Source organism: Embleya sp. AB8, from assembly GCF_049739465.1.
In the GTDB taxonomy this organism is placed as follows: Bacteria; Actinomycetota; Actinomycetes; order Streptomycetales; family Streptomycetaceae; genus Embleya.
The window spans coordinates 204,882-225,209 of the sequence record NZ_JBMHHY010000011.1 but is presented as its reverse complement, the minus strand read 5'-3'; the positions used below and the strand labels follow the sequence as shown (position 1 = coordinate 225,209).

The window sequence follows — 20,328 nt, the reverse complement described above, 5'->3', positions numbered from 1 at the left end:
AGCCCGGACTCTCGTACGGGTAAGCGACGACGGCGACGAGTCAGGGCACGTGGCGTACCGCGTGAAGCCGGGCAGACGACCCTCGGCTCGCCGAGATCGACCCCTGACGGCCCGGTCCCGTAGGGCCGTTCGGCCCTTCACCGGGTGCGCGCGGGGCACGAGCGTGGGAACGAACGCAGTTCAGGCGACGCGCGAGAGGACGACCGATGACGATGGCGATTCCCGAGGGTCCGGACCTGACGACGGTCGACGCCTGGTGGCGGGCGGCGAACTACCTGGCGGTGGGGCAGATCTACCTGGGCGGCAACCCGCTGCTGGCCGAACCACTGCGCCCCGACCACATCAAGCCGCGACTGCTCGGCCACTGGGGCACCTCCCCCGGCCTGAACCTGATCTACGCCCACCTGAACCGGGTGATCCGCGAGCGCGGTACACACGCCATGCACGTGACCGGCCCCGGCCACGGCGGCCCGTCCGCGCTCGCCGCGTCGTGGTTGGACGGCACCTACAGCGAGCGCTATCCCAACGTGTCCCGGGACGCGGCCGGCATGGCCGTGCTGTTCCGGCAGTTCTCCTATCCGGGCGGTGTGCCCAGCCACATCGCGCCCGGCGTGCCCGGCTCCATCCACGAGGGCGGCGAACTCGGGTACAGCCTCTCCCACGCGTTCGGCGCGGCCTTCGACAACCCGAACCTGGTCGTCGCGTGCGTGGTCGGCGACGGCGAGGCCGAGACCGGTCCGCTCGCCGCGTCCTGGCACGGCACCAAGTTCCTCAGCCCGCGCACCGACGGCGCGGTGTTGCCGATCCTGCACCTGAACGGCTGGAAGATCGCCAATCCGACCCTGCTCGCCCGGATGCCGCGCGCCGAGTTGGACGCGCTGCTGACCGGCTACGGGTGGCGCCCCATCCACGTCGAGGGCGACGAACCCGCCCGCGTACACACCGCGTTCGCCGCCGCGCTGGAGGAGGCCCTGGACCAGATCGCGGAACTCAAGGCGACCGCGCAGGGGCGCCCGAGGTGGCCGATGATCGTGCTGCGCACCCCCAAGGGCTGGACCGGCCCGCACACCGTCGACAACCTGCCCGTCGAGGGGACGTGGCGCTCGCACCAGGTGCCGCTGGCCGGCGTACGCGAGAACCCGGAGCACCTGCGTCTGCTGGAGACGTGGTTGCGCTCCTACCGCCCGGACGAACTCTTCGACCGGGACGGCCGGCCGACCCCGATCGTGCTCGCCAACGTACCCACCGGCGACACCCGCCTCGGGGCGGTGCCCGAGGCCAACGGCGGCACCGTGCTGCGCGATCTGCCGCTGCCGAACCCGCACGACTTCGCCGTCAAGGTGACCGAACCCGGCGCGTCCACCTCCGAACCCACCCGGGCGCTCGGCGAATACCTGTGCGAGGTCTTCGCCCGGACGGCCGGCCGTCGCGACTTCCGCCTGTTCGGCCCGGACGAGACCGAGTCCAATCGGCTCGGCGCGGTCTACCGGGCCACCGCCAAGGCGTGGCAGGACCCGATCACCGACCTCGACACCCACCTGGCCCCGGACGGGCGGGTGGTGGAGATCCTGTCCGAACACACCTGCCAGGGCATGCTGGAGGGCTACCTGCTGACCGGGCGGCACGGCGTGTTCTCCTGCTACGAGGCGTTCACCCACATCGTGTCCTCGATGTTCAACCAGCACGCCAAGTGGCTGCACGCCTCGCGCGAGATCGGTTGGCGACCGCCGATCGCGTCGCTGAACTACCTGCTCACCTCTCACGTGTGGCGGCAGGACCAGAACGGCTTCTCGCACCAGGATCCCGGTTTCGTGGACAACGTGATCAACAAGCGGCCCGAGGTGGTCCGGGTCTACCTGCCGCCGGACACCAACTCCCTGCTGTCGGTGGGCGATCACGTGCTGCGCAGTCGCGGCCTGGTGAATGTGATCGTGGCGGGCAAGACGCCGAGTCCGAACTGGCTGACCATGGACGAGGCCGTGCTGCACTGCACGCGCGGCGCGGGCGTGTGGGAGTGGGCCTCCAACGACGACGGCTACCCGGACGTGGTGCTGGCCTGCGCCGGTGACGTGCCGACCCTGGAGACCGTGGCCGCCGTCGACCTGATCCGCCGTCACCTGCCCGAGGTACGGGTGCGCGTGGTCAACGTGGTCGACCTGATGCGGTTGGCGCCGGAGAGCGAACACCCGCACGGGATGCCCGACTCCGAGTACGACGCGCTGTTCGGCACCGACGTCCCGGTGATCTTCGCGTACCACGGCTACCCGTGGCTGATCCACCGGCTCGCCTATCGCCGGCACAACCACGACCACCTGCACGTGCGCGGGTACAAGGAGTACGGCACCACCACCACGCCGTTCGACATGGTCGTGCTCAACGACATGGACCGCTACCAGCGCGTGATCGACGTCATCGACCGCGTGCCCGCTCTCGGCTCGCGGGCCGCCGGCGTGCGTCAGGCCATGCTCGACGCCCGGGCCCGGCACCGCGAATGGATCCTCGAACACGGCGAGGACATGCCCGAGGTGCGGGACTGGGCCTGGTCGGCCGGCTCCGCGGACGCCCGCTGATTTCGCCGGGGCCGGTGCTCACCGGCCGCCGCATACGACTCGGCATCGAGCCATCCTCCCGGGCCGTGGGCTACCGCCCCCGGCCCGGCACACCCGATCGGCCCCGACTCCGGACGTTCGACGTGCGATCGAGACCGCAGCCACCCGAACCCACGACACGACGCAACACGACGAAACGGAGCCGGACATGGAAACGCTCGGTACCCGGGTAGGCGTCACGGCTCGGCCGGGCGCCACCCCCGCCGACGACGCTGCCGCGCAACGCCCGGAAGGCCGGATCGTGGTGGGCCTGGACGGCTCCTTCGGTTCCGCGCTCGCGCTGCGCTGGGCCGCGCGCGAGGCCGCCGAACTCGGCGTGGTGCTGGACGTGGTGGCGGCCTGGACGGACGCCGATCCCGAGCAGCCGACCCTGAACCTGCCCGGGGCCCCGCTGTCGGTGGCCCGCGAGCGGCCGGCGCACGCCCTGGCCACTCTGGTGCGCGCGCCGATCCCGCCGGAGCGGATCGTGGCCACCCCGCTGCCCGGGCCGGCCGGAGCGGTCCTGGTCGCCCGGGCGCGAAACGCCCGGTTGCTCGTGCTCGGCACCAGCGGCATCGAGTGCCCCACGATCCCGGGCCCCACCGGCGTGTACTGCCTGCGCCACAGCGCCACCCCGGTGGTCTTCGTACCGACGCCGGACACCTGATCCCGAACACCACCGACGCCGCCCGAGCCCGATCGTCGGGCTCGGGCGGCCGATCGCCCGCCGCCGGGAGGACGCGTGCTCTCGACGCGGCCGGCACGCCGGGGCCGTTGTCGGACACACTCACCTCGAGGTGCGGGGCGCTCGCGTCGGGGCACGCGGCGGCTGGGGCCCGGGAGGATCACTCAGGCGGAGGTGCGGTGCGGCAGGGTTCCCGCGAAGACCGCGGCCTGGACGCGGCGTTCGAAGCCGAGCTTGTGCAGCATGGTGGAGACGTAGTTCTTGACGGTCTTCTCCGCGAGGTGCATGCGCTCGGCGATCTGGCGGTTCGTCAGCCCTTCGGCGACCAGGTCGAAGATCCGGCGTTCCTGGTCGGAGAGGGCGGCGACGCGCGAGTCCTCGTGCGTTCCGGTGCGCACCCGTTCCAGCACCCTCGTGGTGGTCGCCGGATCCAGGGTCGAGCGACCGGCGGCAATCTCGCGGACGGCGCGCACCAGGTCGCCGCCTCGGATCTGCTTGAGGACGTACCCCGCGGCGCCGGCCATGATCGCGGAGAACAGTGCGTCCTCGTCGTCGTACGAGGTCAGGATCAGCGCGTTGATCTCCGGGAAGGAGGACCGCACCGCACGGCAGACGTCGACCCCGCTGCCGTCGGGGAGCCGCCCGTCCAGGATCGCGACGTGCGGGCGCAGCGCCGGTATTCGGCGGATCGCCTCCATCGCGGAGGCCGACTCGCCGACCACTTCGATGTCCGGTTCGGCGCCCAGCAGGTCGGCCAGGCCGCGTCGGACGATCTCGTGGTCGTCGAGGAGGAACACTCTGATCGGGCCGGTCGGTTGTCCGGTCGGCGTGCGTGGCGCCAGGGCGCGGGTGCTGCCGGTGCCGCGCGGCAGGCGTGCCCCGGCGACGGCTTCGGTGCTGATCCCGGCTGTGTGCATGGTGTGCTCCCCGAGGGTGACGGACGCGCTCACCCGGTCGGGGCGACGTGGTGATCAGTTTCGGGGCATCCGGATCCGCGGGACAGGGCCGGAGGTCCCGGGACGATCAGGGCCGGGTGGCCCCGACCCGTGCGGGAGCGCCGACGACACCGGGCACGGCGGGTCGGGGCGAGGTCGGGGTCACGAAGCGACAGGCGATCCGGTGGTGCAGCCGGACCAGCCGGATGACCCGGGCCGGTTGCCCGCCGACGCCGGTCAGCACGAGCGTGGTGTGGGCGCGGGCGCATCGGTGGTGCAGGCGCAGGAACAGGTTGAGGCCGGAGGTGTCGCAGAAGGCGAGCGCGCCCAGGTCCAGCCGCAGCTCGGCGATCCCGCTTCGGGCCAGGGCGGACAACGTCGGCTCGATGATCGCCGCACTGTCCAGGTCGAGTTCGCCGCGCACCCGCACGGTGACATCCGGTCCGGGTGCGAGTCGTCCGTGGCTTCGGGCCGGAGTGGTTGCGATGGTGATCACAAAGCGCCTCGCTCCATGGGCTGTTCGATCCGCGGGGGCGGCTTGGCGCCCAGTCCATCGGCGTCCACCGCGGACACCCAGGGCCGAGCGGCTCCCGGGCGGGGCCGAAGGTCCCGCCCGGGAGCACCGACACACGTGCGACCTCGCGTCCGCCGTGGTGGTCAGGCGGCGCGTCCTTGGGGCGTCGGTGTGACCTCCGACGTGACGGGCTGCTCGGCGGGTACGGGCGTGGACGGCATCGCCCGCTCGCCGTATTCGCCGCGATCACGCTTGAGGTAGATGTACACCGGGATGCCGAGGAGTACGGCGAACAGCCCGTAGTAGACGGTCTGGTAGCCGCTGCCCTGGATCGACCAATAGGAGAAGGCGAGCGCGGTGCCGGCGACCACCACATCGCGTACGAAGCGGCTCCGGCTCGCCTGTCGAGCGTGCGTGAGCAGCCAGTAGAGCTGGGCCGCTGCGGAGAACAGGTAGGGAATCGCCGCCGTCAGCACGCTCAGCAGCACGATGGTGGTGAACACGTGGTCGAAGCTGCTGTAGGCGGCCACGGTGATCAGCGAGGCCAGGACGGTGGCGGCGAGGATGCCGAAGACCGGAATCTCGCCCCGCCGGCGGGCGAACGGCTTGGGGAACAGGCCCTCGCGGGCGGCGGCGTACGGCATCTCGGCGCAGATCATCGTCCAGCCGCCCAGCGCGCCGATCCCCGAGACGATCGCCGCCACCGCCACCGCGTTGCCGGCCCACGAGCCGCCTGCCATGTGGTCGGCGGCGGTGGTGAACGGCGCGGTGGAGGAGACGAGTTCGGCGTGCGGGACGGCGCCGAAGACGGCGAGCGTGCCGAGCAGGTAGACCGCCGCGCAGGCGAGCGTCCCGTACACGGTGGCGCGTGGCACGTTGCGGCCCGGGTCGCGGACCCGGCCGGCGGCGACCGAGACCGTCTCCAGCCCGATGTAGCTGAACAGCGCGATGGCCCCGGCGGCGGAGATCGCGCCCATCGGCGAGCCGCCCCGGGCGTTGAAGGCGCCGAGGTTGTCGGTGTCCAGGAAGAACAGGCCGACGGTGCCCATCAGGATCAGCGGAACGAACTTGAGCACGGTGGTGACGATCTGGAAGGTGCCCATGCTGCGCAGGCCGGCGAGGTTGATCACCGCCGGGATCCACAGGCCCACCAGTGCGATCGTCACCGAACCCCATTTGTTGTGGCCGGTGTTGACGAAGACCTCGACGTAGCCGACCCAGGCCACCACGATCGCCGCGTTGCCCGCCCACGCGGTGATCCAGTACGACCAGGCGTTGAGGAACCCGGCGAACTCGCCGAACGCCTCCCGGGCGTAGACGTAGGGTCCGCCGCTGCCGGGGACCCGCTGGGACAACCGCCCGAACGTCATCGCCAGGGCGAGGGCACCGACGGTGACCACGACGAACGCCACCAGCGAGATCGGGCCGTACGGAGCGAGCGCGGACGGCAGGGCGAACACGCCCGTGCCGATGATGCTCCCCACGACCAGGGCGGTGGCGGTGGGCAGACCGAAGGTGGACGCGGGGCGATGCGCTCCGACGACACGGGACTCCGATTGTTCGTCGCCGGCCTCGGTCGGGGCCGTGCTGTTCCTGCGCATGGCGAATCCTCGTCGTCGCGATGGGTTTCGACCGGACAGGGCGGGGTGCCGTGAAGGAACTCCGCCGGCCGAACGTTCGCAGCGTGGCCGCACCGACGAAGCCGCGCCGGTGCCGAAGGTCCCGACGCGAACGCCGATGGTCACCACGCCCGCTCGGGCCGGACCGGGCACCTTGCTCCGGTGTGCGGTCGACCGGGCCGAACGGCCCACTACGCCGGGCAACGCGGCCCTGCCGCACGGTCCGGAACGGAGACACGCTCGTGGTGTCCGGCCGAAGACGTCGAACTCGACGCTCTCGGCGACTCGTCGCACGCCAGGGGGTTCGCATGTTGCACCGGAAGATCGAGGACGTCATGACCCGCGACGTCGGCACGGTCGGTCCCGACGCCGAGTTCACCGACATCGTCGCGGCGTTGGACGCTCGGCGGATCAGCGCCGTGCCGATCGTCGACGGCGAGCGGCGGATCCTGGGCCTCGTCTCGGAAGCCGACCTGCTGCGCGCCCAGGTGGAGCAGGCCGTGGACGATCGGCGTCTGCCCGGCCTGCGCCGGCGAACGCCCCGGCACACCAGGGGCGAAGGCCACACCGCGCGCGAATTGATGACCTCGCCCGTGGTGACGGTGGATCCGCTGTCGAGCACACTGCGCGGCGCCCGGCTGATGGACCGCCACCACGTCAAGCGCCTTCCGGTGGTGGACTCCGCCGGCCACCTGGTGGGCATCGTCAGTCGCTGCGATCTGCTGCGCACATTCCTTCGTCCGGACCCGGAGATCCGCGCCGAGATCGAGCAGGACGTGCTGCGCTCGGCGCTGTGGCTGGAGCCCGGCACCATCGAGGTGGACGTCCGGGACGCCGTCGTCCGCCTGTCCGGCAACGTCGACAACCGCAGTCTCATCGACATCGTGCTCCGGCTGTGTCGGGCGGTCGACGGCGTCGAGAGCGTCTCCCACGACCTCACCTTCGACTTCGACGACAGCCACCTCAGGCCCGGTCCCACGCACTTCACGCGCCGCGTCCCCGGCCGTTGAGGAGGACACCGTGTTCCATGCCACCGGCCGGATCGGCCGCATCCCCGAGGAACACCTGAACCGGCTCCTGGCGTTCGGCCACCCGGTCACCTTCGCATCGGGCACCCGCCTGTTCGAGGAGGGCGGGGCCGCCTGCGAGTTCTGGCTCGTCGAAGCCGGCGCCGTCGCCTTGGACCTGCACGTTCCCGGCCGCCACGCGGCCACCGTGGAGACCCTGGGCGCGGGCGAACTCGTCGGGTGGAGCTGGCTGTTCCCGCCCTTCCGGTGGCAGTTGGGCGCACAGGCCGTCGGCGCCGTACGCGCGCTGGAGTTCGACGCCGAGGCCGTGCGCGCCGCGGGTGAGCGCGACCCCGCCTTCGGGCGCGCGATCACTCTCGCCTGCGCACAGGTGATCGCGGGCCGACTCCAGTCGAGCCGACGTCGCCTGTTGGAGCTGTACGGACCGCACGGCTTCGCGGAGCGCTGAACCCCGCCGCGGACTCCGGACGCGCGTACCGAGGTCCGCAGCCCGCGGCGGGCCCGGGCGCGGCCGGCGACGACGCCGCCCGCTCGGGGACCGGGACGACACGACCATCGAAAACTCCGGCACCACGACCGCACCCATACCTTTGGAGGACAAACGTGAACGACGACACCTCGGCCGCCGAAACCACCGCACCCGACGGCGCGCTCCTGCGCGACCACGTCATCGTGGGCGTGGACGGCTCCCCCGTCGCGGAACTGGCCGCCGACCGGGCCGCCGACGAGGCGGCCCGGCGAGATGTACCGCTGGAGATCCTGCACGTCGTCGAATGGGCCCCGGCCCGCAAGGGAGAGCGCTTGGCCGCGCGGTTGCGGGAGGAGGCGGAGGCCCTGGTCGCCAAGGTCGCCGAACGGGCCCGCCGTGGACACCCCGGCCTGAGGGTCGTCACCACGGTCGACCTCGCGCACACCCTCCCCACCCTGGAGCGGGCCACCGAGCGGGCGGCGCTGGTCGTGCTCGGCAGTCGCGGCCGGGGCGGCTTCACCGGACTGCTGATGGGCTCGGTGTCCCTGTCCGTCGCCGCCGGCGCGCGCTGCCCGATCCTGATCGTCCGCGCGCGGCTCACCAACGCCCCGGCGGACGAACCGGGCACCGTCGTCGTGGGCGTCTCCGAGTTCGACTGCTCCCCCGCCATCGACGCCGCGTTCGCGGCGGCGCAGGCACGTGGCGTGCCCCTGCGCGCCCTGCACGCGTGGTCGTACCCGGTGTCCCCCGTCGCGCCCTACGCGCCGCCGATGTGGGAAACCGACGACGGGCAGAAGACCGCCGAGGCCACCCTCGGCGCGGCGGTGGCACCCTTCCTCGACAAGTACTCCCATGTGGCGCTCACCGAGCAGGTCGTCCGCGACACCCCGGCGCACGCGCTGCTCGCCACCACCGACGAGGCCGACCTGGTGGTGCTGGCCGCGCATCGCCGGCACGGCCGTTTCGGCGCCAACCTCGGCCGGGTCACGCACACCGTGCTCCACCACTGCAAGGCACCGGTCCTGCTGATCCCCATCGACTGACGGCGAATATCCCGATAGGGCCGAAACCGCCGGGTGGCGAACCACCCGGCGGTTTCGGCCGTGCGCAGGCAGCCGCGGTCAGTCCGACGGCAGCACCAGCAACGGCGCGTGCCCGTGATGCAGCAGCGCGATGGCCGCGTGTCCCAGTCGAGGGCCGAAGTGGTGCGGCGCGTGGTGCCGGCCCACGACCACCAGGCCCGCGTCCCGGGATGCCTCGATCAGCGCGGCGCCACCGCCGGCGCGCACCACGCGCTCCTCGACCGCCACCCGCGGGTGTCGCTCGCGAATGGGAGCGACGACGCACCCGAGCACGTGCCGCGCGAACTCCTGGGCCCGGTGGTAGGGCGACTCGGTTCCCTGCGCCTCCCGGAGTGCGCGCGGAATCTCCGGGAGGTCCCAGGCGTGCAGCGCGATCAGGCCCACCCCGCGTGCTCGGGCCTCGACGAAGGCACGTTCCACGGCGGGCCGACTCCCCTCGCCGGCGACCCCGACCAGAACCGGTCGGTCGGCCGGTACCCCGGTGCGGACCACCAGGACCGGGCAACTCGCTCGACCGGCCAGCGCCAGACTCACCGATCCGAGGAGTATCCCGGATATCCCACCGCGCCCTCGGCTTCCCATGACCAACGGATCGGCTCGCTTGGCCACCTCCAGCAGACCCGGCACCGGCGTGTCGTGCACGACCGACGTGCGAATCCCGATCCCCGGCTGCCGGGTCCGCGCGATCTCCGCGGCATCCCGACGGATACGTTCCACGTAGTCGCTCAACACGTCGCGGTCGGCGCCGTGCCGCTCGTGCGCCGGCCACTCCCAAACGAAGACGATCTCCAACTCCGCATCCTGTCGGGCCGCTTCGTCGGCGGCCTCGATCAGGGCCTCGGTCGAGGCGGGTGAGCCGTCGGTCGCCGCGACGACCAGCGGTGTCCGGTCCATGTCACATCTCCATTTCCATGCGAAGAAATCGGTACGGCCTCGTCCCACCGTCGCGCTCGCGGTCAGTGGGCCCGAAGTCCGCGCGCGCGGAACTGCGCGCGGACACGATCGACGAGTTCGGCCGTCGGCGGCGGGGTGTCCCGCAACGGGAAGACGATGCCCAGTTCGTCGTACTTGGCCGCGCCCAGTTTGTGGAAGGGCAGTACATCCACCCGCTCGACGTTGCCCAGCCCCGCCGCGAACGCCGCCAACTCGTCGATCATCGCCGCGTCCTCGGTCCGGCCCGGGACCAGCACGAAACGCAGCCACACCGGGATGTCGGCGCCGGCCAGCCGGCGGGCGAAGGCGAGGGTGGGCGCGAGTTCGCCGCCGGTGAGTCGGCGATAGGCGATCGGGTCGAAGGACTTGATGTCGAGCAGGACCAGATCGGTCGCCGCCAACAGCCGATCGCCGGCCCGGGCGCCGAGGAACCCGGAGGTGTCCAGCGCGGTGTGCAGACCCAGTTCGTGACAGCCGCTCAACACCGCTTCGACGAACCGGGCCTGGAGCAGCGGTTCGCCGCCGGTGACGGTCACTCCCCCACCGGTCGCGAGCAGGAAGTCGTGGCACGCCGCCACCTTCTCCAGCACCTCCTCGACACCGGTCCGGCGACCGTCGCGCAGGCGCCACGTGTCGGGGTTGGCGCAGTACCGGCAGCGCAGCGGACAGCCGTTGAGGAACAGCACGAATCGTGTCCCGGGACCGTCCACGCCCGTGGACATGTCCCACGAGTGCACCCGCCCGCCATCGTGGTCCCGAATGTCGTGCGGGAGCGGCGCGGTTGCGGGTCGCATCGTGCTCACCGGGTCTCGTGGAAGGTACGGCTGATCACGTCGAGCTGCTGCTCACGCGTCAGACGGGTGAACCGCACCGCGTATCCGGAGACACGAATGGTCAGGTCCGGATACCGCTCCGGATGTGCCATCGCGTCCGCCAATGTGGCCCGATCCAGCACGTTGACGTTCATGTGGAAGCCGCCGGCCGCGAAGTAGCCGTCGAGCAGACCGACCAGATTGTCGGCGCGCTCGGCCGGGTCGTGGCCGAGCCCTTCCGGGGTCACCGTGGAGGTCAGCGAGATGCCGTCGCGGGCCAGGTCGTAGGGGATCTTGGCGACCGACAGCGCGGAGGCCGCCATCCCGTGCCGGTCACGGCCGTTCATCGGGTTGGCACCGGGCGCGAACGGCGTGCCGGCCCGGCGGCCGTCCGGGGTGTTGCCGGTGTGCTTGCCGTAGACCACGTTGGAGGTGATGGTCAGCACCGACAGCGTGTGCTCGGCGTCGCGGTACGTGGGGTGCCGGCGCAACTTGGTCAGGAACGAGCGCACCAGGTCGACGGCGATCGTGTCGGCGCGGTCGTCGTTGTTGCCGAACGCGGGATATTCGCCCAGGACGCGATAGTCCACCGCCAGTCCCGTCTCCGGATCGCGGATCACCTCGACGCCCGCGTACCGAACCGCCGAGAGGCTGTCCACGACCACCGAGAGGCCGGCGATGCCGCACGCCATGGTGCGGTGCACGGGGTGGTCGTGCAGCGCCATCTCCAAGCGCTCGTAGGCGTACTTGTCGTGCATGTAGTGGATGATGTCGAGGGCGTTCACGTAGGTGCCGGCCAGCCAGTCCAGGACGTTGTCGAACGCGGCGTCGAGTTCCGCCGCGTCGAGTCGATTCCCGGTGAGCGGGCGGGATTTCGGGCCCACCTGCACGCCGGTGAGCTCGTCCCGGCCACCGTTGATCGCGTACAGCAGGGCCTTGGCGAGGTTGACCCGGGCACCGAAGAACTGCATGTCCTTGCCGACGGCCATCGCCGAGACGCAGCAGGCGATCGCGCTGTCGTCGCCGGTACGCGGGCGTATCAGGTCGTCGGATTCGTACTGGATCGAGCTGGTGTCGATGGAGACCCGGGCGCAGTACCGCTTGAAACCGCTGGGCAGGCGCGGCGACCACAACACGGTCAGGTTCGGTTCCGGCGCGGGCCCCAGGTTGTCCAGGGTCCGCAGGTAGCGGAAGGAGGTACGGGTGACCAGCGGCCGCCCGTCGGTGCCGATACCGCCGACGGATTCGGTGACCCAGGTCGGGTCGCCGGAGAACAGCGCGTCGTATTCGGGGGTGCGCAGGAACCGTACGATCCGCAGCTTGATCACGAAGTCGTCGATCAGCTCCTGCGCACGGCTCTCGTCGATCCGGCCCTCGCGCAGGTCGCGCTCCAGGTAGACGTCCAGGAACGTGGAGGTGCGGCCCAGCGACATCGCCGCGCCGTTCTGCTCCTTCACCGCGGCCAGATAGCCCAGGTAGAGCCACTGCACGGCCTCGTGCGCGGTGGCCGCCGGCCGCGAGACGTCGCAACCGTAGCTCGCGGCCATCTCCTTGAGCTCCGCCAACGCCCGTGCCTGTTCGGCCAGTTCCTCGCGATCACGGATCACCTCGGCGGTGGCGGGCAACGGGTCCAGGGCACTGCGCTCGGCGATTTTGGCCTCGATCAGGCGATCCACGCCGTACAGCGCCACCCGTCGGTAGTCGCCGATGATCCGTCCCCGGCCGTAGGCGTCCGGGAGTCCGGTGATCAATCCGGCCCGGCGGGCCCGCAGGATCTCGGGTGTGTAGGCGTCGAAGACGGCGTCGTTGTGCGTCTTGCGGTAGGTGCCGAACACCGCGCGCACGAACGGGTCCACCTCGTAGCCGTAGGCGCGCAGACCGGCCTCGACCATGCGCAGTCCGCCGCCCGGCATGATCGCGCGCTTGAGCGGGGCGTCGGTCTGCAGGCCGACGATCAGTTCCCGGTCGCGGTCGATCCAGCCGGGGGCGTGCGAGGTGATCGTGGACGGCTTCGCGGTGTCCACGTCCAGCACGCCCTTGCGGCGCTCCTCGGGGAACAGCGCGGACACCTTCGCCCACACCGCCCGGGTGCGCGCGGTCGCCGCGCACAGGAAGTCCGCGTCACCGGTGTAGGGCGTGTGGTTGGCCTGGACGAAGTCGCGGACGTCGATGGTGTCGTTCCACTTCCCGGGCCGGAAGTCCCGCCAGGGCGTGTGGTCGGTCCGCAGGTCGGACGTGACGTCGATGTCGGTCATGACAGCCTTTCGGTCGGCTCGATCGATCCGGTCCGTTCACCTCCGACGCTCGTCTCCCGCCGCCGAGTCGGACAGGGTCCAACGGCCCGGCGGCGGGAGCCGGTTGGGCCGGCGCGCGTCGGTTCAGTCGTCCGCCGGCCGCGGCCGCAATCGGCGGCCGGTGATGTGGCTCGCGTGGATTCGGGTCCAGACCTCGCGGCCGCCGGCGGACCAGGTGCGAGCGCCGGCCGCGGCGAACCGGGCCGTCTCGGCCGGATCGGTGACGTGTTCGGCGTCGCCGATCACCAGCACGCTCCAGCCCAGTCGGGCCACCCGGAGCAGGTCGTCCACCTCGAAGGCCACCCGGCCGACCAGTCCGGCCGGCCGGGAGCCCGCCGGACTGCGAAAGACCACGTCCGTGCCGTCCATCACGTAGTCGACCGGCAGCACGAACGGCTCTCGGGCCATGGCCGGGACGACGCGCCCCACATCGTGCAGGAACAGTCGGGCACGGCACTCCTCCTCCGTCATCACGATCAGTTCCCGGGTGTCCGGCGCGGACATGGCGGCGGGTGTCGGTACCGGCGTCGGCGGCATCTCCACGGTGTCGCTTGCCAAACGTTCGGCACTGGTGCCCAAGGCGCCGGCCACGCTCGCGAGCGCCGCGCGCGAGACCGACGCGGAGCCCTCCTCCAGGTGTTCGAGCCAGGTCACGGACAGGTCCGTGCGGCGCGCGAGTTGCCGCACCGTGAGCCCGAGCCCGCGCCGCCGCGTGCGCACGCCGATCGCCAGGGCGAGGTGGTCGGGGCGGTGTGTGCCCGCCGTCTCGTCGTGCATGGGTGTTGCCTCCGTCGGTAGCAGGGGCGTAGTCCCACCGACGGTCCCGGCACGGGCCGAGGTTCGACAGGGCCGTTCGACCTGTCGGGGTAGGAATCGGGGATTGGCTCGTCGGAACCGCACACCGTGCTTCCGCCCCCGCGCGCCGACCCGCTCCGGGTGGCACACCCCAAGTGGCGAACCGGGATTCAGCCCGCCGTCGCGCGGGTTTCGCGCGCGATCCACACATCCTCGCCGGCGGTGACGACCACGGTGCGCGCCGGCGCGGCCCGCGCCCCGATCTCGGCGTCGGCTCGGGCCCGTGCGTTGGCTTCGGGGTCCAACCGCACTCCCAGGAACCCCAGTTCGGCGACCACCTCGGCGCGCAGGGTGTCGTCGTGCTCGCCCACCCCGCCGGTGAAGGCCAGCACGTCCAGGCCACCCATCGCGGCGGCCATGGCGGCGATCCTGGTGCGCACCCGGTAGGCGTAGATCCCGCGCGCCAGTCGAGCACGCGGGTCGCCCGCGTCGGCGTCGGCCCGGATCGCGCGCATGTCGCCGCCGTGCCCGGCCAGCGCGCTCAGCCCGGCCCCGTACTCCAATACCTTTGCCAGGTCGTCGAGTTCGACACCGTTGCGGAGCAGCCAGACGAGCATGCCCGGGTCCAGGTCGCCGGCGCGGGTGGCCATCACCAGGCCCTCCGTGGGGGTGAAGCCCATCGTGGTGTCGACACAGACCCCGCCCGTTACGGCGGCCAACGACGCTCCCGCGCCCAGATGGCAGCTGACCACCCGCGCCGACGCCGGGTCCAGGCCGGTCAGTTCGCTCGCCCGCGCCGACGTGTACGCGTGCGAGAGGCCGTGGAAGCCATAGCGCCGCAAACCCCACTCGGCGCGCCACGCCTCGGGCAGCGCGTAGGTGCTCGCCACGGCCGGGAGGGTGCGGTGGAAGGCGGTGTCGAAGCAGACGACCGCCGGCAGTTCGGGATACAGCTCGTGGACCACGTCGATGCCGGCGAGCGCCCGGCCCTGGTGCAGGGGGGCGAGGGGGCGCAGCGCGGCGATCCGCGCGTACACGTCGGGGTCGAGTCGGGCCGGGCCGGCAAAGTCGGCGCCGCCGTGCACGACACGATGCCCGACCGCGTGGACCGGCCCGGCGACCCGGACGAACTCGGCGATCGCCTCGGGTGGAATCGTGTCGGCGCAGCCCAGGTTCGCGGTGCACGCGATGGAGTCGTCCGGCTCGACCACCGACAGCTTCAGGCTGGAGGATCCGGCGTTGACGACCAGGACCCGGCCGGCGCCGGCCTTCGGCCCGCGGTTCGGGTCAGCGCGCATCGCGCACCGCCGCCGCGAAGGCCGGGCACGACTTCGCGCGGGCACCGACGCGGCCACGGCGTGCGGATGCGGGAGTCGTCCGGGGGTGGGGTTCGACGGGGAACACGACGACGGCCTCCTGAGGGTCCATGGATCGATACGGTTCCCAGGACACCGCACCCCATGCCCGCGCACCCGGGCCGAACGGCCCTGATATCCGGGCTGCGCGGCCCTGACCGACCGTCGGTGGCGGTCGCACGCTGAAGGTGTCCACTGGGGAGGTGACACCGTGAACATCCTCGTCACGTACGCGAGCGCGCACGGCAGTACGCGGGGTGTGGCCCACCGGATCGGCGACCGCCTGCGCGGGCACGGTCTGTCCGTGCGGGTCGAACCCGTGTCCGGGGTCGAGGACCTGTCGGGATTCGATGCCTGTGTCCTGGGCAGTGCGATCCACGGCGGCTCCTGGTTGCCGGCCGCCGTCGCGTTCGCCGACGAGCGCCGCGCCGAGTTCGGGGATCGTCCGGTCTGGCTGTTCGACGTCGGCCTCGCCCGGGCGATCGGCGGCGGCTTCGAGCGCCACGCCGGCACCCCCGAGAGCGTCACGGCGCTCTCGGCCGTCGCGCAGGTACGGAACTACCACCGCTTCGCGGGCGCCCTCGCCCGAAGTGATCTCCCCCGCTCCGGACGCCTGTTCTTCCGACTGGCGCGAGGCCGCTACGGGGACTTCCGCGACTGGGCCGAGATCGAGGCGTGGGCCGACACCATCGCGGACGCGCTGGTCACGGGCGCGCCGGCTCCGGAAGGAATCCCATGACACGCAACACGATCGGCGACGTCATGACGCGTGATGTCGCCACCGTCGGATCCGACGCCCGGTTCCGCGAGATCGCGAGCCTCCTGAACACTCGGCAGGTCGGCGCGCTGCCTGTGGTCGACGACGGACACCGGGTGCTCGGCATCGTCTCGGAGGTCGATCTGCTGCGCGCGTGTGTGGCGCACACCCGGACGCGACGGATTCGACCGGGCCCGGATCGGGACGCCGCCGGGGACCCGCCCGGTGAGGAGCGCACCGCGCGTGGGCTGATGACGGCTCCCGTGGTCACCGTGACACCCGCGGCGAGCCCCGTGTCGGCGGCTCGGCTGATGGACCGCCACCACGTCGAGCGCCTGCCGGTGGTGGACCGGTCCGGGCGGTTGGTGGGCATCGTCGGTCGTGGCGATCTGCTGGGCGCCCTCCTGCGGTCGGACGCGGACATCCGCGCGGAGATCGAGAACGACGTCCTGGCCGACATGCCGTGCCTGGCACCGGGCACGGTCGAGGTCGAGGTCCGCGACGCCGTCGTACATCTGTCCGGCGAGGTCGGTCACCCCACGTTTGTCGACATCGTGGTGCGGCTGTGCGCCGCCGTCGACGGCGTCGAGCGGGTCACCCACGATCTCGCCCGCCCGTTCGACGCCGAACACCCGGCGCCTTCGCCGAGGCTCGGCCGCCGCGCGGAGATGCCGCCCGGACGTCCCACTCACTGAACCGCCGACATCGCCCCCGAGCCCGCTGTCGGGTTCGGGGGCGATGTCGGCGTGTATCGGGGTCGGCTCCTCGGGCCCCACCGGCCTCAGTTGCGGTGTCGCTCGTGGTCCTGGTGCAGTTCGGTCGCGTATACGGCGGCCTGGACCCGGCGTTCGAGGCCGAGCTTGTTCAGTACCGCCGAGACGTAGTTCTTGACGGTCTTCTCCGCCAGGCCCAGGCTCTCGGCGATCTCCCGGTTCGTCTGGCCCTGCGCGATGTGTTCCAGGACCTGCTTCTCGCGCTCGCTGAGTCCGGTCGGACCCGGCTCGGCGGCGGGCCCCTTGCGTACCCGTTCCAGCACACGCGTGGTCACCGCCGGGTCCAGCAGGGATTGTCCGGCCGCCACCGCGCGCACGGCCGCGATCAGGTCCTGCCCGCGCACCTGCTTGAGCACATAGCCCGCGGCGCCCGCCATGATCGCCGCGAACAGCGCGTCCTCGTCGTCGTAGGAGGTCAGGATCAGCGCGTTGATCTCGGGGAAGCGCGAACGCACTTCGCGGCACACGTCGATGCCGCTGCCGTCGGGCAGCCGGCCGTCCAGAATCGCGACGTCCGGGCGCAGCGCCGGGATCCGCCGCGTGGCCTCGGCCGCGGAACCCGACTCGCCGACGATGTCGATGTCGGGTTCGCCCCCGAGCAGATCGGCGAGGCCCCTGCGGACCACCTCGTGGTCGTCCAACAGGAATACGCGAATGGGCGATGTCGACACGGCCCTCCTCCGGAGATCGGTGATGACTCCATGGTCGGACGTCGAAGGCGCCCGTATCCGTCACCGTAGCGGGCGATGCAGTTCCAGGAGAATCGTCAGCAGGTCGCGGTCCGTCAGTATTCCGATCGCGCCGCCGTCGGCGTCGACGACGAGCAGGGCGTCGCGGCGATGCCCGAGCAGTTGCTCGCCGGCCGTGACCACGTCGGTGTCGGGGGCGACGAAGGTGGTCTCGGTCCCGACGAGGGCGTAGCCTGCGGTGTGCTGCTTGAGGCCCAGCGGGTCCAGGGCCCATACGGCGACGAGGTCGCGGTCGCTGATCAGGCCGAGTGCCCGGGTGCCGTCGAGCACGCCGACGTGGTGCAGTTGGGCGACGGCCATCCTGTCCATCGCCGTCCACAGGGTGTCCTCGGTGGTCACCGAGATCACCGGGCCGCTCATCACCTCGCGCACGGTCGGGATCCGACGGGTCGGCTCCGTGGTGGTCCGCGTTGTCTCGGTCATGGCGATACTCCTGTCGTGCGTGTCCCGGTCGGTGTCGACCGGCGGTCTTCGCGGCCGGACACGGAGCCCACCGTGACCACCGGGCAGCGGGCGCAGCGCAGGCACTCGCGGGTGACCGGTCCGAGCGGGCGCCGGTCCACGTGGCGCGGACGACTGCCCAGGACCAGCAGCGCGGCCTCGCCCGCCGCGCCGAGCAGGACCGGTACGGTCGGTCCCTCGATCGACCGGCGGACCACGGTGAGTTCGGGCCGGACGTGGTGCGCGGCCTGCTCGGCCTTCTCCAGCGCCTCGCGGGCGCGCCGGCGCTGCACGGTGGGGTCGACGAGGGTGTGCATCGGCGCGTAGTGCGCGTGGTGGGCGGACCCGGGCTCCCAGGCGTACACGAGGTGCAGTGCGGCGCCACGCAGGGCCGCCTCGTGGGCCGCCCAGTGAACGGATTCGCGGTTCATCGAAGGGTCGGGGTCGATCCCGACCACGACGTACGGCGAGCCGGACGGCGGCGGGCGCGTGTCCATCGGTTCCTCCTCCATGAGAGGTACAACCTCACCTTGCGCTCCGACGGCGAAGCCGCACAGGGCCTCCCGGCCCTGCTCCGGCGGCTTCGTCAGGGCCGTTCGGCCCCCGCGAGGGTCCGTCGCGCCGACCCGCGACCGGAACCGCGCCGGTGTCCATCGGGTGAAGGCGAGACGTGCGCGACCCGGTTTGACACGATGGGGTCGCGAATGTTTCGACGGATCACCGATCTTTTGGAGGGGTTGTTTGTGGCGTCGGACGAGCGACCGGCACTGCCGCGAATGCGCTTGGACGAACTGCTGGACGAGCTCCAGGCCCACGTGGAGGTGGTCCGTGCGACCCGGGATCGGGTGAGTGGACTGCTGGAGGCCGTCCTGTCGGTGGGCAGTGACCTGGACCTGGAAACGGTGCTCCAGCGGATCGTGGAATCGGCGGTGACCCTGGTCGACGCCGAGTACGGCGCGCTCGGGGTGATCGGCGACGAGGAGCAATTGGCCCGGTTCCTGCCGGTGGGCATGGACCCGGAAACGATCCTGCGGATCGGCCCGTTCCCCACCGGGCGCGGCATCCTCGGGCTGATCATCCGCGATCCGCACCCCCTGCGGCTGCACGATCTCGCCGAGCACCCGGATTCGTTCGGTTTCCCGGCCGGCCACCCGCCGATGAACTCCTTCGTGGGGGTGCCGATCCGGATTCGCGACACCGTCTTCGGCAACCTCTACCTCACCGAGAAGCGCGGCGGCGCGGACTTCGACGCGGACGACGAGGCGGTGTTGCGCACCCTCGCGGCGGCGGCCGGTGTCGCGATCGACAACGCGCGCCTGTACGACGACGTCCGCCGCCGCGAGCGGTGGCTGGCCGCGAGTTCGGACCTGACTCGCAGTCTGCTCTCCGGCGATGCCCCGGCGAGCGTGCTGCGTTCGTTCACCGCGGCCATCCGGGAGATGGCCGACGCCGATCTGGTGACGCTGGCGCTGCCGGTGGCCGGCACCGACGACCTGGTGATCGAGGCCGCCGAGGGACCGCTGGCGGACCGCGTCCGGGGGCTGGTCCTGTCCGGCGAGAGCACCTTGATGGGCAAGGTGTTCAGCTCCGGCGAGACGATCGTCAGCAGCGATCTCAGCCATGATCCGGGCGCGGTGGTGGCCAGCGCCGTGGGGCCCGATCTCGGCTCGGCGTTCCTGCTGCCGCTGGGTACCCGTGAGCGCATTCGGGGTGTGCTCCAGATCGCCAACCGGGTGGACCGTCCCCAGTTGTCGGACGCGGTGGTACGCATGGTCACCGGTTTCGCCGACCACGCGGCACTGGCCCTGGAGATCGCCGAACGGCGCGCCGATGCCGAGCTGTTGACGGTGTTTCAGGACCGCGACCGGATCGCGCGTGACCTGCACGACCTGGCCATCCAGCGACTGTTCGCCACCGGCATGACGCTGCAGAGTGCGACGCGCTTCATCGAACACCCCGAGGCCCTGGAGCGGGTCGAATCGGCGGTGGACGCGCTGGACGACACGATCAAGGTGATCCGATCGACCATCTTCTCGCTCAAGGCCCGGGACCGGAGCACCGGCCCGGGGCTGCGTTCGCGATGTCTGCGCGAGGTGGACGCGGTCACCGAAATGCTCGGCTTCGCGCCGACGTTGCGGGTCGACGGGCTGCTGGACACCTTGGTACCGGAGCCGATCGCCGCGCACGTGATCGCGGTCCTGCGCGAGGCACTGGCCAATGCCGCCCGCCACGCGCACGCGAGCCGGGTCGAGGTGCACGTGGAGACCGACAACGGGGGCGTGCGGGTGCGAGTCCGCGACGACGGCGTGGGCCCGCCGGCGAACCGCACCCGCGACAGTGGTCTGGGGAACTTGCGAGAGCGGGCCGAATCCCTCGGCGGCACCTGCTCGTTCGGGCCCGGCCCCGAGGGTGGCGCGCTCCTGGACTGGCGCGTGCCGCAGGCTTGACGTGCTCGACGGCCCGTCGGGCGCACGCGCCCGTGCTGTTCGTACCGGTGGG

At 71.7% G+C, this 20,328-nt stretch carries 19 protein-coding genes; 8 read left to right on the top strand and 11 right to left on the bottom strand.

The window, feature by feature from the left end:
• The first annotated feature begins 206 nt into the window (after positions 1-206).
• Both ABIA38_RS17950 and ABIA38_RS17945 read left to right on the top strand, forming a co-directional pair.
• Positions 207-2,570, top strand: coding sequence for a phosphoketolase family protein (locus tag ABIA38_RS17950; RefSeq protein WP_424639667.1), 2,364 nt, complete (start codon positions 207-209; stop codon positions 2,568-2,570).
• Positions 2,571-2,757: 187 nt separating this feature from the next.
• Positions 2,758-3,255 (top strand): universal stress protein, encoded by a 498-nt coding sequence (locus tag ABIA38_RS17945; protein ID WP_424639666.1) that lies wholly within the window; start codon positions 2,758-2,760, stop codon positions 3,253-3,255.
• A gap of 182 nt (positions 3,256-3,437) precedes the next feature.
• Here the strand turns inward: ABIA38_RS17945 and ABIA38_RS17940 are convergent, their stop codons facing one another.
• The 3 genes from ABIA38_RS17940 to ABIA38_RS17930 all read right to left on the bottom strand — a co-directional run bounded on the left by ABIA38_RS17940 (position 3,438) and on the right by ABIA38_RS17930 (position 6,323).
• On the bottom strand, positions 3,438-4,190 hold the full coding sequence (locus tag ABIA38_RS17940) for a response regulator (RefSeq protein WP_424639665.1): 753 nt from the start codon (positions 4,188-4,190) through the stop codon (positions 3,438-3,440).
• 106 nt (positions 4,191-4,296) lie between these two features.
• Complete coding sequence (locus ABIA38_RS17935) at positions 4,297-4,704, bottom strand: STAS domain-containing protein (protein WP_424639664.1); 408 nt, start codon at positions 4,702-4,704, stop codon at positions 4,297-4,299.
• A gap of 161 nt (positions 4,705-4,865) precedes the next feature.
• Complete coding sequence (locus tag ABIA38_RS17930; RefSeq protein ID WP_424639663.1) at positions 4,866-6,323, bottom strand: amino acid permease; 1,458 nt, start codon at positions 6,321-6,323, stop codon at positions 4,866-4,868.
• Positions 6,324-6,649: 326 nt separating this feature from the next.
• On the opposite strand from ABIA38_RS17930, the gene ABIA38_RS17925 reads away from it, so the two are divergent.
• From ABIA38_RS17925 to ABIA38_RS17915, 3 genes are all read left to right on the top strand, one after another.
• A complete protein-coding gene (locus tag ABIA38_RS17925; RefSeq protein WP_424639662.1) occupies positions 6,650-7,351 on the top strand; it encodes a CBS domain-containing protein in 702 nt (233 codons plus the stop codon).
• A 10-nt stretch (positions 7,352-7,361) separates the two neighbouring features.
• Positions 7,362-7,817: a Crp/Fnr family transcriptional regulator gene (locus ABIA38_RS17920; RefSeq protein WP_424639661.1), complete on the top strand. Its 456-nt coding sequence runs from the start codon at positions 7,362-7,364 to the stop codon at positions 7,815-7,817.
• A 155-nt stretch (positions 7,818-7,972) separates the two neighbouring features.
• On the top strand, positions 7,973-8,881 hold the full coding sequence (locus tag ABIA38_RS17915; protein ID WP_424639660.1) for a universal stress protein: 909 nt from the start codon (positions 7,973-7,975) through the stop codon (positions 8,879-8,881).
• A 78-nt stretch (positions 8,882-8,959) separates the two neighbouring features.
• Here ABIA38_RS17915 and ABIA38_RS17910 read toward each other — a convergent pair whose 3' ends face one another.
• From ABIA38_RS17910 to ABIA38_RS17890, 5 genes are all read right to left on the bottom strand, one after another.
• A complete protein-coding gene (locus tag ABIA38_RS17910) occupies positions 8,960-9,814 on the bottom strand; it encodes a universal stress protein (RefSeq protein ID WP_424639659.1) in 855 nt (284 codons plus the stop codon).
• Between the two features lie 62 nt (positions 9,815-9,876).
• Positions 9,877-10,647: a pyruvate formate-lyase-activating protein gene (gene pflA, locus ABIA38_RS17905; protein ID WP_424639756.1), complete on the bottom strand. Its 771-nt coding sequence runs from the start codon at positions 10,645-10,647 to the stop codon at positions 9,877-9,879.
• Between the two features lie 5 nt (positions 10,648-10,652).
• A complete protein-coding gene (gene pflB / locus ABIA38_RS17900; protein ID WP_424639658.1) occupies positions 10,653-12,920 on the bottom strand; it encodes a formate C-acetyltransferase in 2,268 nt (755 codons plus the stop codon).
• Positions 12,921-13,043: 123 nt separating this feature from the next.
• Positions 13,044-13,736: a helix-turn-helix domain-containing protein gene (locus tag ABIA38_RS17895; RefSeq protein ID WP_424639657.1), complete on the bottom strand. Its 693-nt coding sequence runs from the start codon at positions 13,734-13,736 to the stop codon at positions 13,044-13,046.
• Between the two features lie 188 nt (positions 13,737-13,924).
• On the bottom strand, positions 13,925-15,052 hold the full coding sequence (locus ABIA38_RS17890; protein ID WP_424639656.1) for an acetate/propionate family kinase: 1,128 nt from the start codon (positions 15,050-15,052) through the stop codon (positions 13,925-13,927).
• A gap of 268 nt (positions 15,053-15,320) precedes the next feature.
• On the opposite strand from ABIA38_RS17890, the gene ABIA38_RS17885 reads away from it, so the two are divergent.
• Positions 15,321-15,848, top strand: coding sequence for a flavodoxin domain-containing protein (locus ABIA38_RS17885; protein WP_424639655.1), 528 nt, complete (start codon positions 15,321-15,323; stop codon positions 15,846-15,848).
• Entirely contained in the window at positions 15,845-16,561 is a 717-nt protein-coding gene (locus ABIA38_RS17880; protein ID WP_424639654.1) for a CBS domain-containing protein, read from the top strand. Before ABIA38_RS17885 ends, ABIA38_RS17880 begins: the two co-directional genes overlap by 4 nt.
• An 86-nt stretch (positions 16,562-16,647) precedes the next feature.
• Here the strand turns inward: ABIA38_RS17880 and ABIA38_RS17875 are convergent, their stop codons facing one another.
• Genes ABIA38_RS17875 through ABIA38_RS17865 form a run of 3 tightly spaced genes read right to left on the bottom strand, consistent with a single transcriptional unit; the run spans position 16,648 to position 18,326 of the window.
• On the bottom strand, positions 16,648-17,310 hold the full coding sequence (locus ABIA38_RS17875) for a response regulator (RefSeq protein WP_424639653.1): 663 nt from the start codon (positions 17,308-17,310) through the stop codon (positions 16,648-16,650).
• Positions 17,311-17,370: 60 nt separating this feature from the next.
• Positions 17,371-17,811: an HPP family protein gene (locus ABIA38_RS17870; RefSeq protein WP_424639652.1), complete on the bottom strand. Its 441-nt coding sequence runs from the start codon at positions 17,809-17,811 to the stop codon at positions 17,371-17,373.
• Positions 17,808-18,326: a universal stress protein gene (locus ABIA38_RS17865; protein ID WP_424639651.1), complete on the bottom strand. Its 519-nt coding sequence runs from the start codon at positions 18,324-18,326 to the stop codon at positions 17,808-17,810. The genes ABIA38_RS17870 and ABIA38_RS17865 overlap by 4 nt, the downstream gene beginning before the upstream one ends.
• Before the next feature lie 279 nt (positions 18,327-18,605).
• Between ABIA38_RS17865 and ABIA38_RS17860 the strand changes: the two genes are divergently transcribed.
• Positions 18,606-20,276, top strand: a complete 1,671-nt coding sequence (locus ABIA38_RS17860; protein WP_424639755.1) for a GAF domain-containing protein — start codon at positions 18,606-18,608, stop codon at positions 20,274-20,276.
• Positions 20,277-20,328 lie beyond the last annotated feature (52 nt).

What these genes read in the sequence shown, in the direction of transcription:
- ABIA38_RS17950 (WP_424639667.1), top strand. Translation starts at nt 207, where the DNA reads ATGACGATGGCGATTCCCGAGGGTCCGGACCTGACGACGGTCGACGCC.
- ABIA38_RS17945 (WP_424639666.1), top strand. Translation starts at nt 2,758, where the DNA reads ATGGAAACGCTCGGTACCCGGGTAGGCGTCACGGCTCGGCCGGGCGCC.
- ABIA38_RS17940 (WP_424639665.1), bottom strand. Translation starts at nt 4,190, where the DNA reads ATGCACACAGCCGGGATCAGCACCGAAGCCGTCGCCGGGGCACGCCTG.
- ABIA38_RS17930 (WP_424639663.1), bottom strand. Translation starts at nt 6,323, where the DNA reads ATGCGCAGGAACAGCACGGCCCCGACCGAGGCCGGCGACGAACAATCG.
- ABIA38_RS17925 (WP_424639662.1), top strand. Translation starts at nt 6,650, where the DNA reads ATGTTGCACCGGAAGATCGAGGACGTCATGACCCGCGACGTCGGCACG.
- ABIA38_RS17910 (WP_424639659.1), bottom strand. Translation starts at nt 9,814, where the DNA reads ATGGACCGGACACCGCTGGTCGTCGCGGCGACCGACGGCTCACCCGCC.
- pflA (WP_424639756.1), bottom strand. Translation starts at nt 10,647, where the DNA reads ATGCGACCCGCAACCGCGCCGCTCCCGCACGACATTCGGGACCACGAT.
- pflB (WP_424639658.1), bottom strand. Translation starts at nt 12,920, where the DNA reads ATGACCGACATCGACGTCACGTCCGACCTGCGGACCGACCACACGCCC.
- ABIA38_RS17895 (WP_424639657.1), bottom strand. Translation starts at nt 13,736, where the DNA reads ATGCACGACGAGACGGCGGGCACACACCGCCCCGACCACCTCGCCCTG.
- ABIA38_RS17890 (WP_424639656.1), bottom strand. Translation starts at nt 15,052, where the DNA reads ATGCGCGCTGACCCGAACCGCGGGCCGAAGGCCGGCGCCGGCCGGGTC.
- ABIA38_RS17880 (WP_424639654.1), top strand. Translation starts at nt 15,845, where the DNA reads ATGACACGCAACACGATCGGCGACGTCATGACGCGTGATGTCGCCACC.
- ABIA38_RS17870 (WP_424639652.1), bottom strand. Translation starts at nt 17,811, where the DNA reads ATGACCGAGACAACGCGGACCACCACGGAGCCGACCCGTCGGATCCCG.
- ABIA38_RS17865 (WP_424639651.1), bottom strand. Translation starts at nt 18,326, where the DNA reads ATGGACACGCGCCCGCCGCCGTCCGGCTCGCCGTACGTCGTGGTCGGG.
- ABIA38_RS17860 (WP_424639755.1), top strand. Translation starts at nt 18,606, where the DNA reads ATGCGCTTGGACGAACTGCTGGACGAGCTCCAGGCCCACGTGGAGGTG.